Origin of the sequence: Paraburkholderia nemoris, assembly GCF_905221015.1 — a bacterium.
GTDB lineage: Bacteria > Pseudomonadota > Gammaproteobacteria > Burkholderiales > Burkholderiaceae > Paraburkholderia > Paraburkholderia nemoris.
Window position 1 is genome coordinate 152,688 of record NZ_CAJNBO010000019.1, and the last position, 16,432, is coordinate 169,119.

Consider the following 16,432-nt stretch of genomic DNA (forward strand, 5'->3'; position numbering starts at 1 on the left):
AACTATTGCGCATCGAACTTCCGGACCGAGGGATCTGCGCACGAATTGACTTCGCGCACAGGCATTCCAAGAACCGGAACCTAGCATAATATTCCGAAAATGCTAAGGGAGTCAACAGGTTGCGATGTTTCGCATGCCTGTCGACCTGAAACTGCGCTCGCCGGCGCTCAGTCGGCGCCGACGACTTCCAGCAACTCGTCGCCGAAACGGTCCAGCTTGCGGGCGCCCATGCCTGGAATGCCGCGCAAATCCTCAATGGAATCAGGGCCGTTGCGGGCAATTTCGGCCAACGTGGCGTCGTGGAAGATGACGTAGGCCGGCACGCCGTCGCTTTTCGCAGTCTCCGTGCGCCAGGCGCGCAGGCGCTCCCAGCGAGCTCGCTCGCGTGGGCCCATGCCGATCGTCGGGTCGGCGCGTTCGCTGGTGCGGCTGGAAGACTGGCGGGTACGCGTCGGCTTCACGTAGCGGCGCATTGTTACGTTCTGCTCGCTCTTCAACACTGCTTTGGCAGCTTCGGTCAGCACCAGCGAGCCGAAGCCTTCGTGGTCGACAGCGAGGTAGCCGAAAGCGACGAGTTGGCGAAAAATGGCGCGCCACTCCGGCTCGCCGAGCGCCGCCCCGATCCCAAAGGTGGTGAGCTTCTCGTGGCCGCGTTGCAGGATTTTCTCGCTGCGGTTGCCACGCAGAATATCGATCAGATGTCCGGCGCCGAAGTGAAATCCACTTGCCCGCTGCGCGCGGAACACACATGACAGCGCCATCTGTGCTTCGCGCGTCGCGTTCCAGGTGTCGGGCGGTTCGATGCAGTTATCGCAGTTGCCGCACGGCTTGCTCGATTCGCCGAAATATGCGAGCAGCCGCACCCGGCGACAGGTCGCCGCTTCGCACAGCCCGAGCAACGCGTCGAGTTTGCCGGTCTGCACGCGTTTATGCGCGTCGTCAGCGTCGGACTCGTCAATCATCTTGCGCTGCTGCACGACGTCGCCCAGACCGTACGCCATCCAGGCGTTCGCCGGCATGCCGTCGCGACCGGCACGCCCGGTTTCCTGGTAGTAACCTTCGACACTCTTCGGCAAATCAAGGTGAGCCACGAAGCGTACGTCCGGCTTGTCGATCCCCATGCCGAACGCGATCGTCGCGCACATCACGATGCCCTCCTCGCGCTGGAACATCTCCTGATGCTTCTGGCGAATTTCGAACTCCATGCCGGCGTGGTACGGCAACGCGCGCATCCCCTTCTCTTTCAGCCATTCAGCCGTTTCTTCGACCTTGCGACGCGACAGGCAATAGACAACGCCGGCGTCTGTCGTACCGTCCGGTTTCGAGTGTTCAGCGCGAATAAAGTCGAGCAATTGCGTGCGCGCATTGTCCTTTTCGACGATGCGATAGCGGATGTTCGGGCGATCGAAGCTTGATACGAAGATGCGCGCGTCATCGAGCGCAAGACGGTGAATGATTTCGTCGCGCGTGATCGCGTCGGCGGTCGCGGTGAGCGCGATACGCGGCACGTTCGGAAAGCGCTCGTGCAGCACCGACAGCTGAATATACTCAGGACGGAAATCGTGACCCCATTGCGACACGCAATGCGCTTCGTCGATGGCGAAGAGGCCAATGCGCGTACGCTCGAGCAATTCCTGGAAACGGGGCGTCATCAACCGTTCCGGCGCCACGTACAGTAGATCGATTTCGCCCTCGCGCAGCGCGCGCTCTGTGGCCATCGCTTCGGCACTCGACAGCGTCGAATTCAGATACGCGGCCCTAACGCCCACTTCCTTCAGCGCAGCGACCTGGTCCTGCATCAATGCGATCAGCGGGGACACGACGATCCCCGCTCCGCAGCCCGCTTCGCGCCGCACCAGCGACGGGATCTGATAGCACAACGATTTGCCGCCGCCCGTTGGCATCAGCACGAGACAATCGCCGCCGCCGGCGACGTGTTCGACAATTTCGCCCTGCTGTCCTCGGAATGCGGGGTAGCCAAAAACTTCGTTGAGGATTTCGAGCGAACGGGACATGAATTGGAGAGAAGCAGCGTGATGCCGGTGACACGAATTTTACCAACGCATTCGTGCTGCGCCCGCGCTTTGCGACAACGTTAGCCGTTCGGCCTACGAATCCACAAAAAACGCACAAAAATGAGACACCCGCGGTGCGTGGGAGAGGAGTAAGTGCTAAAGCACTAACTCCTGTCGGCAAAAAAAAACCGCTCAGTCGAAACTGAGCGGCTTCGCTGGCTGGTGAGCCCAAGCGGCTTGCGCCGCCCGGACTTACTCGCCTGAGTGCTGCTGTTCGGCGGCCGGGGTTTCCGGCGTACCGAATTCGAACGACTCTTCCGCTGCGATCTGATCGAAACGCTCGCGGTCGGACAGTTCCTTGCTCTTGCGTGCCTTGTGGAACGCGAGACCCGTACCAGCCGGAATCAGACGACCAACGATCACGTTTTCCTTCAGCCCGCGCAAATCGTCGCGCTTGCCCATGATCGCCGCTTCGGTCAGCACACGGGTCGTTTCCTGGAACGACGCCGCCGAGATGAACGAATCGGTCGACAGCGATGCCTTCGTAATACCGAGCAGCACGTTGTCGTAGGTTGCCGGGATCTTGCCTTCCGCAGCCATCCGGTCGTTCTCGTCGAGCATATCCGAGCGCTCGACCTGTTCGCCCATGATGAAGCGCGTGTCACCGTTATCGACGATCTGCACGCGGCGCAGCATCTGACGGACGATCACTTCAATGTGCTTGTCATTGATCTTCACGCCCTGCAGACGATACACGTCCTGCACTTCGTCAACGATGTAGCGCGCCAGCGCTTCGACGCCCTGCAAACGCAGAATGTCGTGCGGATCAGCCGGCCCGTCGACAATCATTTCGCCCTTGTTGACGACCTGACCATCGTGCACCAGAACCTGCTTTTCCTTCGCGATCAGGAACTCGTGCTGATTGCCTTCGAGGTCCGTGATAACGAGACGTTGCTTGCCCTTCGTGTCCTTACCGAACGACGTCGTGCCCGTGACTTCCGCCAGAATACCGGCGTCCTTCGGCGAGCGCGCTTCGAACAGTTCGGCCACACGCGGCAGACCACCGGTAATGTCACGCGTTTTCTGCGATTCAACCGGGATACGTGCCAGCACTTCACCGACCTGCACTTGCTGACCGTCCTTCACGGTGATCAGAGCGCCGACCTGGAAGCCGATCTGCACCGAGTGCTCGGTGTTCGGGATCTTGACTTCTTCGCCGTTCGCGTCGAGCAGCTTGACCTGCGGACGGACCGTCTTCGACGCTTGCGAACCGCGGCGCTTCACGTCGATCACGACCAGCGTCGAGAGACCCGTCACATCGTCGATCTGCTTGGCAACCGTCACGCCTTCTTCGACGTTTTCGAACTTCACCGTACCACCATACTCGGTGATGATCGGACGCGTCATCGGATCCCACGTCGCCAGTTGCGTGCCGGCCTTGATCTGCGCGCCGTCCAGTTGCAACAGCGTCGCGCCGTACGGCACCTTGTGACGTTCGCGCTCACGGCCGTGGTCGTCGGTGATCATCGCTTCGCCCGAACGCGAGATGACGATCTGCTCGCCCTTCGCGTTGGTGACGTAACGCATGGTCGCCGTGAAACGCACCGTACCGTTCGACTTGGCTTCAACCGACGAAGCCACTGCTGCACGCGATGCCGCACCACCGATGTGGAACGTACGCATCGTCAGCTGAGTGCCCGGTTCACCGATCGACTGAGCAGCGATCACGCCAACTGCTTCACCGACGTTGACCGACGAGCCACGACCCAGGTCGCGGCCATAGCAGGCTGCGCACAGGCCGTAACGCGTTTCGCAAGTCAGCGGCGTACGCACGCGCACTTCGTCGATGCCGAGGCGTTCGATTTCTTCGACCGCGTCTTCGTCGAGCAACGTGCCCGTTTCGTACAGCGTTTCCTGCGTTTCCGGATTGACGACGTCAGCCACCGTCACGCGACCGAGGATACGGTCACGCAACGCTTCGACGACTTCACCGCCTTCGACCAACGCCTTCATGGCGACGCCGTTGGACGTACCGCAATCGTCCTCGACCACCACCAGATCCTGCGTCACGTCGACGAGACGACGCGTCAGGTAACCCGAGTTTGCCGTCTTCAGTGCCGTATCAGCCAGCCCCTTACGTGCACCGTGGGTCGAGATGAAGTACTGCAACACGTTCAGGCCTTCACGGAAGTTCGCCGTAATCGGCGTTTCGATGATCGAGCCGTCCGGCTTCGCCATCAGGCCACGCATACCGGCCAGTTGACGAATCTGAACTGCGGAACCACGAGCACCCGAGTCAGCCATCATGTAGATGGAGTTGAACGACTCCTGACGCGTTTCGTTGCCGTCGCGATCGACCACCGGTTCCGTCGACAGCTGTTCCATCATCGCCTTGCCGACCGCTTCCGACGTTGCCGACCAGATGTCGACCACGTTGTTGTAGCGCTCTTGCGACGTGACGAGACCCGACATGTACTGACGGTCGTATTCCTTCACCTTCTTGGCTGCATCGCCGACGATCTGTTCTTTCTGCGGCGGCACGAGCATGTCGTCGACGCAAATCGAAATACCGGCGCGCGTTGCCAGACGGAAACCCGACTGCATCAACTGGTCGGCGAAAATCACCGTTTCGCGCAGACCGCACTTGCGGAATGCGGTGTTGATCAGACGCGAGATTTCCTTCTTCTTCAGCGGCTTATTCAGCACCGAGAACGGCAGACCCGGCGGCAGAATCTCCGACAGGATCGAACGGCCGACGGTCGTCGCGTACAGCGTGATCTTCGGCACGAATGCCGGCGCACCTTCCGACTTGTCTTCGTTGTGGACCATTTCCGTGATCCGCACGTTGACGCGCGAGGCCAGCTCGACTTCCTTGTTCTCGTAAGCACGCAGTGCTTCCGACACGCCGGTGAACGTCAGGCCTTCGCCCTTGGCGTTCACTGCTTCACGCGTCGCGTAGTACAGGCCGAGCACGATATCCTGCGACGGCACGATCGACGGATCGCCGTTGGCCGGGAACAGGATGTTGTTCGACGCCAGCATCAGCGTACGCGCTTCCATCTGCGCTTCGAGCGACAGCGGCACGTGCACAGCCATCTGGTCACCGTCGAAGTCGGCGTTGAACGCCGCGCAAACGAGCGGGTGCAGCTGGATAGCCTTACCTTCGATCAGCACCGGCTCGAAAGCCTGAATGCCAAGACGATGAAGCGTAGGCGCACGGTTCAGCATGACCGGATGTTCGCGGATCACCTCTTCCAAGATGTCCCACACCACCGGCGTCTGATTCTCGACTTCCTTCTTCGCTGCCTTGATGGTGGTAGCGACACCCATCACTTCGAGCTTGTTGAAGATGAACGGCTTGAACAGTTCGAGCGCCATCAGCTTCGGCAGACCGCACTGATGCAGCTTGAGCGTCGGGCCGACCACGATCACCGAACGGCCCGAGTAGTCAACGCGCTTACCGAGCAAGTTCTGACGGAAACGACCGCCCTTACCCTTGATCATGTCAGCGAGCGACTTCAGCGGACGCTTGTTCGCGCCGGTCATTGCCTTACCGCGACGACCGTTGTCGAGCAGCGAATCGACGGCTTCCTGCAGCATCCGCTTTTCGTTGCGGACGATGATTTCAGGCGCCTTCAGTTCGAGCAGACGCTTCAACCGGTTGTTACGGTTGATCACGCGGCGATACAGGTCGTTCAGGTCCGACGTCGCGAAGCGGCCGCCATCCAGCGGCACCAGCGGACGCAGTTCCGGCGGCAGCACCGGCAGCACTTCGAGCACCATCCAGTCAGGCTTGATGCCCGAACGTTGGAAAGCCTCGAGCACCTTCAGGCGCTTCGCATACTTCTTGATCTTCGCTTCCGAACCCGTGTTCTTGAGTTCGGTGCGCAGCATCTCGACCTGTTCGTCGATGTTGATCGCGCGCAGCAGTTCGCGAACGCCTTCCGCGCCCATCTCGGCACGGAATTCGTCACCGTACTCTTCGACCTTGTTGTAGTAATCCTCTTCCGTCATGATCTGCCGCGCTTTCAGCGGCGTCATGCCCGGATCGATCACCACGTATGCTTCGAAGTACAGCACGCGTTCGATGTCGCGCAGCGTCATATCGAGCACCATGCCCAGACGCGACGGCAGCGACTTCAGGAACCAGATGTGAGCGACCGGCGAGGCCAGCTCAATGTGGCCCATCCGTTCGCGACGCACCTTCGCGAGCGTCACTTCGACGCCGCACTTTTCACAGATCACGCCACGGTGCTTCAGGCGCTTGTACTTGCCGCAAAGGCATTCGTAGTCTTTGATCGGCCCGAAAATCTTCGCGCAGAACAGACCATCACGTTCCGGCTTGAACGTCCGGTAGTTGATGGTTTCCGGCTTCTTGACTTCACCGAACGACCACGAACGGATCTTGTCTGGCGAGGCCAGACCGATCTTGATCGCGTCAAAAACTTCAGGCTGTTGGACTTGCTTGAATAGATCGAGCAGAGCTTTCATTGCTTTCTCTCCGTAGTCCGATTAGTTGCGGTCGAGGTCGATATCGATACCGAGCGAGCGGATTTCCTTCACGAGCACGTTGAAGGATTCCGGCATGCCGGCGTCGATTACGTGATCGCCCTTGACCAGGTTCTCATACACCTTAGTCCGGCCCGCCACGTCATCCGACTTCACCGTCAGCATTTCTTGCAACACGTACGATGCGCCGTACGCTTCGAGCGCCCACACTTCCATTTCACCGAAACGCTGGCCACCGAACTGCGCCTTACCGCCCAACGGCTGCTGCGTCACGAGCGAGTACGGGCCCGTGGAACGCGCGTGCATCTTGTCGTCGACCAAGTGGTGCAGCTTCAGGTAGTGCATATAGCCGACAGTCACCGTACGTTCGAACATCTCACCCGTGCGGCCGTCATACAGACGCACCTGGTTCTTCGACGGCGTCATGCCGAGGTTCTTCGCGATGTCGTCCGGGAATGCCAGATCCAGCGCGCGCGACATTTCTTCTTCCGTCGCACCGTCGAACACCGGCGTGGCAAACGGAACGCCTTCGCGCAGGTTCTTCGCCAGTTCGACGATTTCGTCGTCCGTGAAGCTGTCCAGCTCTTCAGCGCGGCCCGACTCGTTGTAGATCTTGGTCAGGAATTCGCGCAGTTCAGCGATCTTCGCCTGACGTTGCAGCATTTCTGCAATACGCCAGCCGAGACCCTTCGCGGCCCAACCCAGATGCACTTCGAGAACCTGACCCACGTTCATCCGCGACGGCACGCCGAGCGGGTTCAGAACGACGTCAGCCGGACGGCCATCGGCCATGTACGGCATGTCTTCGATCGGAACGATCTTCGACACCACACCCTTGTTACCGTGACGGCCGGCCATCTTGTCGCCAGGCTGCAGACGACGCTTCACAGCCAGATACACCTTGACCATCTTCAGCACGCCCGGCGGCAGTTCGTCGCCTTGCGTAAGCTTCTTGCGCTTTTCTTCGAACGCCAGATCGAACTGATGACGCTTCTGTTCGATCGAGTCCTTGATAGCTTCGAGCTGTGCCGCTGCTTCTTCGTCCGCAAGGCGGATGTCGAACCAGTGGTAGTGGTCGAGATCTTCCAGGTAAGCCTGTTCGATCTTCGTACCCTTCGCGAGCTTCTTCGGACCACCGTTTGCGACCTTGCCGGTCAACATACGTGCGAGACGCTGGAATGCATCGCCTTCCACGATACGTAGCTGGTCGTTCAGGTCGAGGCGATAACGCTTCAGTTCATCGTCGATGATCTGTTGCGCACGCTTGTCGCGCTGAATACCTTCACGCGTGAACACTTGCACGTCGATGACCGTACCGCTCATGCCCGACGGCACGCGCAGCGACGTGTCCTTCACGTCCGAAGCCTTTTCACCGAAGATCGCGCGCAGCAGCTTTTCTTCCGGCGTCAGCTGGGTTTCGCCCTTCGGCGTGACCTTACCGACCAGCACGTCGCCTGCTTCGACTTCAGCGCCGATGTAGACGATGCCCGACTCATCGAGACGGCCGAGTTGCACTTCAGCCAGGTTCGAGATGTCGCGCGTGATTTCTTCCGGTCCGAGCTTCGTATCGCGAGCTACGACGTTCAGTTCTTCGATGTGGATCGACGTGTAACGGTCGTCAGCAACCACCTTCTCCGAGATCAAGATCGAATCTTCGAAGTTGTAGCCGTTCCACGGCATGAACGCGACCAGCATGTTCTGGCCGAGAGCCAGTTCGCCGAGGTCGGTCGATGCGCCGTCAGCCAGCACGTCGCCACGCGACACGATGTCGCCGACCTTCACGATCGGGCGCTGGTTGATGTTCGTGTTCTGATTCGAACGCGTGTACTTGATCAGGTTGTAAATGTCCACGCCGACGTCGCCAGCAACGGCTTCATCGTCGTTCACGCGGATCACCATACGGCCTGCGTCGACGTAATCGACCACACCACCGCGGAATGCCTGAACCGTCGTACCCGAGTCGACTGCCACCGTGCGTTCGATACCCGTACCGACCACGGCCTTTTCAGGACGCAGACACGGCACAGCCTGACGCTGCATGTTCGAACCCATCAATGCGCGGTTCGCGTCATCGTGCTCGAGGAACGGAATCAGCGAAGCTGCCACCGAGACGATCTGCGACGGCGCTACGTCCATGTACTGGATGCGGTCCGGCGTAACCATCAGCGTTTCGCCTGCTTCACGCGACGACACCAGTTCGTCGGTCAGCGAGCCGTCAGCAGCAACCGCCGCGTTCGCCTGAGCGATCACGTAACGGCCTTCTTCGATCGCCGACAGATAGTCGATCTGATCGGTCACCTTGCTGTCCACCACCTTGCGATACGGCGTTTCGAGGAAGCCATATTCGTTCAGGTGCGCGTACAGTGCCAGCGAGTTGATCAGGCCGATGTTCGGACCTTCCGGCGTTTCAATCGGGCACACACGGCCATAGTGGGTCGGGTGCACGTCGCGGACTTCAAAGCCAGCGCGCTCACGCGTCAAACCGCCCGGGCCAAGTGCCGAAACACGGCGCTTGTGGGTGATTTCCGACAGCGGGTTGGTCTGGTCCATAAACTGCGACAGCTGCGACGAACCGAAGAACTCGCGAATCGCCGACGAAATCGGCTTCGAGTTGATCAGGTCGTGCGGCATCAGGTTTTCGCTTTCGGCCTGGCCGAGGCGTTCCTTCACAGCACGTTCGACACGCACGAGACCTGCGCGGAACTGGTTTTCCGCCAGTTCGCCGACGCAACGCACACGACGATTGCCCAAGTGGTCGATGTCGTCCACTTCGCCCTTGCCGTTACGCAGTTCGACCAGGATCTTGATCGTGGCGAGGATGTCGTCGTCTTGCAGCGTCATCGGACCGACGATTTCGTCGCGACCGACACGGCGGTTGAACTTCATACGACCCACCTTGGACAGGTCGTATGCGTCTTCGCTGTAGAACAGACGGTTGAACAGCGCCTCGACCGCTTCTTCGGTCGGCGGTTCGCCCGGACGCATCATGCGGTAGATCGCAATGCGTGCAGCCATCTTGTCCGCGGTTTCGTCGATACGCAACGTCGACGAGATGTACGGACCTTGATCCAGATCGTTCGTGTAAAGCGTCTGGATGTCTTTGATCTTCGATTCGCGGAGCTTTTCGAGAACGGTTTCGGTGATTTCGTCGTTCGCGTTAGCGATGACTTCACCCGTGTCGCCGTCGACGACGTTCTTCGCGAGCACGCGGCCGAGCAGATAGTCTTCCGGCACCGAGATGAACTTCGTCTTCGCGTTGTCGAGATCGCGAATGTGCTTGGCGTTGATCCGCTTGTCCTTCTGGACGATCACGTTGCCATCACGGTCCGTGATGTCGAAACGTGCGACTTCACCACGCAGACGCTCCGGCACGAATTCCATCTGCGCGCCTTCCGGCATCAGCGTGAAATTGTCGAACACGAAAAAGTTTGCGAGGATCTGTTCCGGCGTCAGGCCAATTGCCTTCAGCAGGATCGTGACCGGCATCTTGCGACGGCGGTCAACGCGGAAGTACAGCACGTCCTTCGGATCGAATTCGAAGTCGAGCCACGAACCGCGGTAAGGAATGATACGTGCCGAAAACAGGAGCTTGCCCGAGCTGTGCGTCTTGCCCTTGTCGTGTTCGAAGAACACGCCCGGCGAACGATGCAGCTGCGAAACGATCACACGTTCCGTGCCGTTGATGACGAACGAACCCGTCGGCGTCATGAGCGGAATTTCGCCCATGTACACTTCCTGTTCCTTCACTTCCTTGACGACCGGCTTGCTCGGCGATTCCTTGTCGAGCAGCACCAGGCGTACTTTCGCGCGCAGTGCTGAGCAGTACGTCAAACCGCGCTGCTGACATTCCTTGATGTTGAATGCCGGCGGCGACAGCATGTAGCTGACGAACTCGAGACGCGCGAAGCCGTTGTGCGAAACGATCGGAAAAACGGATGTAAACGCAGCCTGCAGGCCTTCCGGCTTGCGCTGCGTGGATGACGTGTCTGCTTGCAGAAACGTGCTGAATGATTCAAGCTGGGTAGCCAGCAGGAAAGGTACTTGGTGAACGATGGGGCGCTTCGCAAAACTCTTGCGAATGCGCTTCTTCTCGGTGAAGGAATATTGCATACGATCTCCGAATCACGGCGGGCATTGTTGTCGAGGCAGGATACCTTGATGAGACAACCCGAGTGTTCACCGACTGAGACCCGATGGCCGTCCGATGGCTTGAACGAGCCTAGAAGCTTGGTGGTTGGCCGCTACCAACCGCTGGCTGACGGCAGCGGATGCCTATGTTGCCCGCTACCCGACCAAACTTGCCTTCTGCAGTCGCTTCAGAAGACAAAGAGAAGCGCCGGTCAATATTGCCGATAGGCGATTTTCTTTGGCTTCTGGGATCCCTGTTCTTGCCGAAACCGGCTGACAAAAACATGGTTCCCACAAAGCACAAAAAGGCCGGCGGTGGAAAACCGCCAGCCTTCGCACAACGCGCCGAAACTTACTTGATTTCAGCCTTCGCGCCGGCTTCTTCCAACTTCTTCTTGGCTTCTTCAGCAGCAGCCTTCGGTACCGATTCCTTAACAGGCTTCGGTGCACCGTCGACCAGGTCCTTCGCTTCCTTCAGGCCGAGACCCGTCAGTTCACGAACAGCCTTAATGACCGAAACCTTGTTCGCGCCGACTTCCGTCAGGTTGACCGTGAATTCGGTTTGCTCTTCAGCAGCAGCAGCAGCGCCGCCGCCTGCCGGGCCTGCCACTGCAACAGCAGCTGCCGACACGCCAAACTTTTCTTCGAACGCCTTGACCAGCTCGTTCAGTTCCAGAACCGACATCGAGCTTACTGCCTCGAGGATGTCATCTTTTGCGATTGCCATTTGAAATACTCCTAAATTGAATTCGGATACAGCCAGCGATCAATCACGCTCGACTGAAGTGCGTTACGCAGCAGCTTCTTCGCCTTGTTTCTTTTCTGCCAGCGCGGCCAGAGCGCGCGCAAAGCCGGAAACAGGTGCTTGCATAACGTACAACAGCTTGGAGAGCAGTTCTTCGCGGCTCGGGATGTTTGCCAGCGCTTGCACGCCAGCCTTGTCCATCACCTTGCCTTCGTAGGAACCAGCCTTGATGATCAACTTGTCATTGCTCTTGCCGAAGTCGTTGACGACCTTAGCAGCGGCAATGGCATCTTCCGAGATGCCGTAGATCAGGGGACCGGTCATCTGCTCTGCCAAAGAAGCAAACGGGGTACCTTCAACAGCGCGACGCGCCAGCGTGTTTTTCAACACGCGAAGGTAAACCTGTTGCTCACGCGCTTTCGCGCGCAGCTTGGTCAGATCGCCAACCGTGATCCCACGATACTCAGCCAGAACCACGGTCTGAGCTTTCGCGACTTGCGCGGCAACCTCAGCGACGACGGCCTGCTTGCTTTCTTTATTGAGTGGCACGGTTAACCTCCAGATTCGATACACGCAGCGTGCGCCTTGTGTACCGCGTTCAATAACGGCGTCCGACCAGTCAGGAGTATTTCGACCGCCTGAACCCCACATTGCTGCGGACTTCAACCGGCTTCATCACTACAAAACCTTTTCGGGTTCGCCATCTGCGTTGGCTTTTGCATTAAGGGTTCGCCCACCTGCTGCGTTCCCGCCAACGGTCTTTGACAACCGGCCGCTCGATGCAGACTGCCATCTTGCGACCGCCCAAAGCCCATAAAACCGCCTCGACTCACATCGAGGCGATGAAATTTATTACTGTGCTGCGAGCGATGCCTGGTCGACGCGAACGCCAACGCCCATCGTGCTCGACAGTGCAACCTTACGCAGGTACACACCCTTGCTCGTTGCCGGCTTCGCCTTTTGCAGCGCGTCGACGAGAGCGTTCAGATTGCTACGCAGAGCCGTCGGCTCGAACGAAGCACGGCCAATCGTGGCGTGGATGATACCGGCCTTGTCGACACGGAATTGCACCTGACCAGCCTTGGCGTTCTTGACTGCAGTCGCGACGTCCGGCGTAACCGTGCCAACCTTCGGGTTCGGCATCAGGCCGCGCGGGCCGAGGATCTGACCGAGCGTACCGACAACGCGCATCGTGTCCGGCGAAGCGATCACGATGTCGAAGTCCAGCTTGCCGGCCTTGACTTGTTCAGCCAGGTCTTCCATACCGACGACTTCTGCGCCGGCTGCGCGAGCTTGCTCAGCCTTTTCGCCTTGTGCGAACACAGCCACGCGAACCGACTTACCGGTACCTGCCGGCAGCACGACCGAGCCACGAACCACTTGGTCCGACTTCTTCGCGTCGATGCCGAGTTGCACTGCAACGTCGATCGACTCGTCGAACTTCGCGCTTGCGCATTCCTTCACGAGCGACAGAGCTTCGTCGATCGCGTACAGCTTTTGACGATCAACCTTGGCTGCAAATGCTTGCAGACGTTTTGAAAGCTTAGCCATTTACACGCCCTCCACGGTGATGCCCATCGAGCGGGCGCTACCAGCGATCGTACGAACCGCTGCGTCCAGATCAGCTGCCGTCAGATCGGGCATCTTGGTCTTGGCGATGTCTTCAGCTTGAGCGCGGGTGATCTTGCCGACCTTGTCGGTATGCGGCTTGGCCGAACCCTTGTCGATCTTCGCTGCCTTCTTGATCAGAACCGTAGCCGGCGGCGTCTTCAGAACGAACGTGAAGCTCTTGTCCGCAAACGCGGTGATCACGACCGGAATCGGCAGACCCGGTTCCATAGCTTGAGTCTGCGCGTTGAACGCCTTGCAGAACTCCATGATGTTCAGGCCGCGTTGGCCCAGTGCCGGACCGACCGGCGGCGACGGGTTGGCTTTACCTGCAGGAATCTGCAGCTTGATAAAGCCGATGATTTTCTTTGCCATTTTGAAAACCTCTTAGGAACGCCGCCCTAGTGCAAGCGGACATTCAGTGAGTAGTAGCGCGCGTTCGCCGAAAAACAGACTACTTACGCTCCTCAACGGCCATTACGCGGACCGTAAGCGCGAAATACGGAACGCACCGACTGGTGCGCCCCGTAGAATTCTGGATTACAACTTTTCGACCTGGCCGAATTCCAGCTCGACCGGCGTTGCGCGGCCGAAGATTGTAACGGAAACACGGACGCGCGACTTTTCGTAATTCACTTCTTCGACGCTGCCGTTGAAATCCGTGAACGGACCGTCCTTCACCCGCACCATCTCGCCTACTTCGAACAGGGTCTTCGGACGCGGCTTTTCCACGCCTTCCTGCATTTGCGACATGATCTTCTCGACTTCCCGCGGGGAAATCGGGCTCGGACGATTACGCGCACCGCCTACGAAACCCGTCACCTTTGCCGTGTTCTTCACGAGGTGCCACGTTTCGTCTGTCATTTCCATTTCCACAAGGACGTAGCCCGGGAAGAAACGACGTTCGGTCACCGATTTGTGACCGCCTTTCACCTCGACCACTTCTTCAGTCGGAACGAGGATTTGACCAAACTGGTCTTGCATGCCAGCACGTTCGATGCGCTCTTGAAGCGCACGTTGCACGCTCTTCTCCATGCCGGAGTAGGCGTGCACCACGTACCAACGTTTGCCGCTCGGGGATGCCGGAGTATCACTCATATCATTTCCAACCCAGAATCACCGAGAAAATCGCCCATTCGATGGATTTATCGCTAATCCAAAGAAAGATCGCCATGACGAACACGAAGCCGAACACTACGAGCGTTGTCTGGGTGGCCTCTTTACGAGTCGGCCAGACAACCTTGCGAACTTCTTTGTACGAGTCTTTGGCGAAAGCGATGAAACCCTTGCCAGGCGCGGAGAGAAGACCGACTGCAACACCCGCGATAGCGCCAACAGCCAAGGCGGCTCCGCGGACGTACCATTCCTGGCCACTGAGCCAGAAGAACCCCACGAACCCGGCCAAGACCAACAATACGCCCGCGACGAGCATCAGCTTGTCGCCGGATGTATTTACAGTTTCGACGGAAGGATTCGCCATAACACCTTAACGAAGCGCCATATACGGCGCGAGAGTTGGCAGGGGCAGAGGGAATCGAACCCCCAACCTTCGGTTTTGGAGACCGACGCTCTGCCAGTTGAGCTATACCCCTAAACCATTTTGGGGTTGACGACACCGCCAACCCCGAAACTACCGATCAACGAGAACTTTCTGGCGTTACTCGAGGATCTTGGCAACCACACCTGCGCCGACCGTACGGCCACCTTCGCGGATTGCGAAGCGCAGACCTTCTTCCATCGCGATCGGGTTGATCAGCTTCACCGTGATCGACACGTTGTCGCCCGGCATGACCATTTCCTTGTCCTTCGGCAACTCGATCGAGCCCGTCACGTCCGTCGTACGGAAGTAGAACTGCGGACGATAGTTGTTGAAGAACGGCGTGTGGCGGCCGCCTTCGTCCTTGCTCAGCACGTACACTTCAGCCGTGAAATGCGTGTGCGGGTTGATCGAACCCGGCTTCGCCAGAACCTGGCCACGCTCCACGTCTTCACGCTTCGTGCCGCGCAGCAGGATACCCACGTTGTCGCCTGCCTGACCCTGGTCGAGCAGCTTGCGGAACATTTCCACGCCCGTGCAGGTCGTCTTCACCGTCGGCTTGATACCGACGATTTCGATTTCCTCGCCAACCTTCACCACGCCGCGCTCAACGCGACCCGTCACCACCGTGCCGCGACCCGAGATCGAGAACACGTCTTCCACCGGCATCAGGAACGCACCGTCAACTGCGCGCTCCGGCGTCGGGATGTACGTGTCCAGCGCGTCGGCCAGGTTCATGATCGCCACTTCGCCCAGCTCGCCCGTGTCGCCTTCCAGCGCCAGCTTGGCCGAACCCTTGATGATCGGCGTGTCGTCGCCCGGGAAGTCGTACTTCGACAGAAGTTCGCGAACCTCCATCTCGACGAGTTCCAGCAGCTCAGCGTCGTCCACCATGTCGCACTTGTTCAGGAACACGATGATGTACGGAACGCCAACCTGACGCGCCAGCAGGATGTGCTCACGCGTTTGCGGCATCGGGCCGTCTGCAGCCGAGCACACCAGGATCGCGCCGTCCATCTGCGCTGCGCCCGTGATCATGTTCTTCACATAGTCAGCGTGGCCCGGGCAGTCGACGTGGGCGTAGTGGCGGTTAGCCGTTTCGTACTCGACGTGTGCCGTGTTGATCGTGATACCACGTGCCTTTTCTTCCGGCGCCGCGTCGATCTGGTCGTATGCCTTCGCTTCGCCGCCAAACTTCTTGGTCAGCACCGTCGTGATCGCTGCCGTCAGCGTGGTCTTGCCGTGGTCAACGTGACCGATCGTGCCGACGTTCACGTGCGGCTTGGTCCGCTCAAACTTACCCTTGGCCATTTTCGACTCCTAAGAGGATTTATCCGTACGTTGCGCCGCGCGCAAACAATCACCGAGTACTTCTGGTGCCCATGGGCAGGATCGAACTGCCGACCTCTCCCTTACCAAGGGAGTGCTCTACCACTGAGCCACATGGGCGCTACTTCTTTGTTACTGGAGCGGGTGAAGGGAATCGAACCCTCGTCGTAAGCTTGGAAGGCTTCTGCTCTACCATTGAGCTACACCCGCAAGGATCCATGGATTCCCAACTACTGCTACAGCTTGCATTCTGGTGGAGGAGGTTGGATTCGAACCAACGTAGGCGTAAGCCAACAGATTTACAGTCTGCCCCCTTTAGCCACTCGGGCACCCCTCCGCAGAGAACTGATGATTATGAGGGAACAACCGCTTGCTGTCAAGGCTTGCTTGACCGTTCCAAACTCATAGCTCTCACTTATATAGTGATTCCAGCTCCGACCGTAAACGCAAAAACCCCACCTTTTCGGGGTGGGGTTTCTGGTCTTGCTGGGGAGCCTGACGATTACCTACTTTCACACGGGAATCCGCACTATCATCGGCGTGGAGTCGTTTCACGGTCCT

At 58.8% G+C, this 16,432-nt stretch carries 10 protein-coding genes and 4 tRNA genes; all 14 read right to left on the reverse strand.

Going from position 1 to position 16,432, the window contains the following annotated elements:
- Window positions 1–167: 167 nt before the first annotated feature.
- Complete coding sequence (gene recQ, locus KHO33_RS27475; protein ID WP_200566016.1) at window positions 168–2,015, reverse strand: DNA helicase RecQ; 1,848 nt, start codon at window positions 2,013–2,015, stop codon at window positions 168–170.
- 252 nt (window positions 2,016–2,267) lie between these two features.
- Window positions 2,268–6,506, reverse strand: coding sequence for a DNA-directed RNA polymerase subunit beta' (gene rpoC / locus KHO33_RS27480; RefSeq protein ID WP_054043375.1), 4,239 nt, complete (start codon window positions 6,504–6,506; stop codon window positions 2,268–2,270).
- A 21-nt stretch (window positions 6,507–6,527) separates the two neighbouring features.
- Complete coding sequence (gene rpoB, locus KHO33_RS27485; RefSeq protein ID WP_054043374.1) at window positions 6,528–10,634, reverse strand: DNA-directed RNA polymerase subunit beta; 4,107 nt, start codon at window positions 10,632–10,634, stop codon at window positions 6,528–6,530.
- 370 nt (window positions 10,635–11,004) lie between these two features.
- Window positions 11,005–11,379: a 50S ribosomal protein L7/L12 gene (rplL, locus tag KHO33_RS27490; protein ID WP_054043372.1), complete on the reverse strand. Its 375-nt coding sequence runs from the start codon at window positions 11,377–11,379 to the stop codon at window positions 11,005–11,007.
- 63 nt (window positions 11,380–11,442) lie between these two features.
- Complete coding sequence (gene rplJ, locus KHO33_RS27495; protein ID WP_054043370.1) at window positions 11,443–11,946, reverse strand: 50S ribosomal protein L10; 504 nt, start codon at window positions 11,944–11,946, stop codon at window positions 11,443–11,445.
- 303 nt (window positions 11,947–12,249) lie between these two features.
- Complete coding sequence (gene rplA, locus KHO33_RS27500) at window positions 12,250–12,948, reverse strand: 50S ribosomal protein L1 (protein ID WP_011490061.1); 699 nt, start codon at window positions 12,946–12,948, stop codon at window positions 12,250–12,252.
- Window positions 12,949–13,380: a 50S ribosomal protein L11 gene (gene rplK, locus KHO33_RS27505; RefSeq protein ID WP_025496715.1), complete on the reverse strand. Its 432-nt coding sequence runs from the start codon at window positions 13,378–13,380 to the stop codon at window positions 12,949–12,951.
- Between the two features lie 165 nt (window positions 13,381–13,545).
- Window positions 13,546–14,103 (reverse strand): transcription termination/antitermination protein NusG, encoded by a 558-nt coding sequence (gene nusG / locus KHO33_RS27510; RefSeq protein ID WP_007180147.1) that lies wholly within the window; start codon window positions 14,101–14,103, stop codon window positions 13,546–13,548.
- Window position 14,104: 1 nt separating this feature from the next.
- The gene (gene secE, locus KHO33_RS27515) at window positions 14,105–14,485 is read right to left on the reverse strand and encodes a preprotein translocase subunit SecE (protein ID WP_046567533.1); all 381 of its coding nucleotides are present in this window, start codon (window positions 14,483–14,485) and stop codon (window positions 14,105–14,107) included.
- A 36-nt stretch (window positions 14,486–14,521) separates the two neighbouring features.
- A tRNA-Trp gene (locus KHO33_RS27520) sits at window positions 14,522–14,597 on the reverse strand.
- A gap of 65 nt (window positions 14,598–14,662) precedes the next feature.
- Window positions 14,663–15,853 (reverse strand): elongation factor Tu, encoded by a 1,191-nt coding sequence (gene tuf / locus KHO33_RS27525; RefSeq protein WP_063497539.1) that lies wholly within the window; start codon window positions 15,851–15,853, stop codon window positions 14,663–14,665.
- 63 nt (window positions 15,854–15,916) lie between these two features.
- Window positions 15,917–15,991, reverse strand: a tRNA-Thr gene (locus KHO33_RS27530).
- Between the two features lie 16 nt (window positions 15,992–16,007).
- Window positions 16,008–16,081: transfer RNA gene (locus KHO33_RS27535), tRNA-Gly, on the reverse strand.
- 41 nt (window positions 16,082–16,122) lie between these two features.
- Window positions 16,123–16,208, reverse strand: a tRNA-Tyr gene (locus KHO33_RS27540).
- Window positions 16,209–16,432: the final 224 nt, after the last annotated feature.

Coding starts and splice junctions, on each gene's coding strand:
- recQ (WP_200566016.1), bottom strand. CDS start 2,015: ATGTCCCGTTCGCTCGAAATCCTCAACGAAGTTTTTGGCTACCCCGCA.
- rpoC (WP_054043375.1), bottom strand. CDS start 6,506: ATGAAAGCTCTGCTCGATCTATTCAAGCAAGTCCAACAGCCTGAAGTT.
- rpoB (WP_054043374.1), bottom strand. CDS start 10,634: ATGCAATATTCCTTCACCGAGAAGAAGCGCATTCGCAAGAGTTTTGCG.
- rplL (WP_054043372.1), bottom strand. CDS start 11,379: ATGGCAATCGCAAAAGATGACATCCTCGAGGCAGTAAGCTCGATGTCG.
- rplA (WP_011490061.1), bottom strand. CDS start 12,948: ATGGCTAAGCTTTCAAAACGTCTGCAAGCATTTGCAGCCAAGGTTGAT.
- rplK (WP_025496715.1), bottom strand. CDS start 13,380: ATGGCAAAGAAAATCATCGGCTTTATCAAGCTGCAGATTCCTGCAGGT.
- nusG (WP_007180147.1), bottom strand. CDS start 14,103: ATGAGTGATACTCCGGCATCCCCGAGCGGCAAACGTTGGTACGTGGTG.
- secE (WP_046567533.1), bottom strand. CDS start 14,485: ATGGCGAATCCTTCCGTCGAAACTGTAAATACATCCGGCGACAAGCTG.
- tuf (WP_063497539.1), bottom strand. CDS start 15,853: ATGGCCAAGGGTAAGTTTGAGCGGACCAAGCCGCACGTGAACGTCGGC.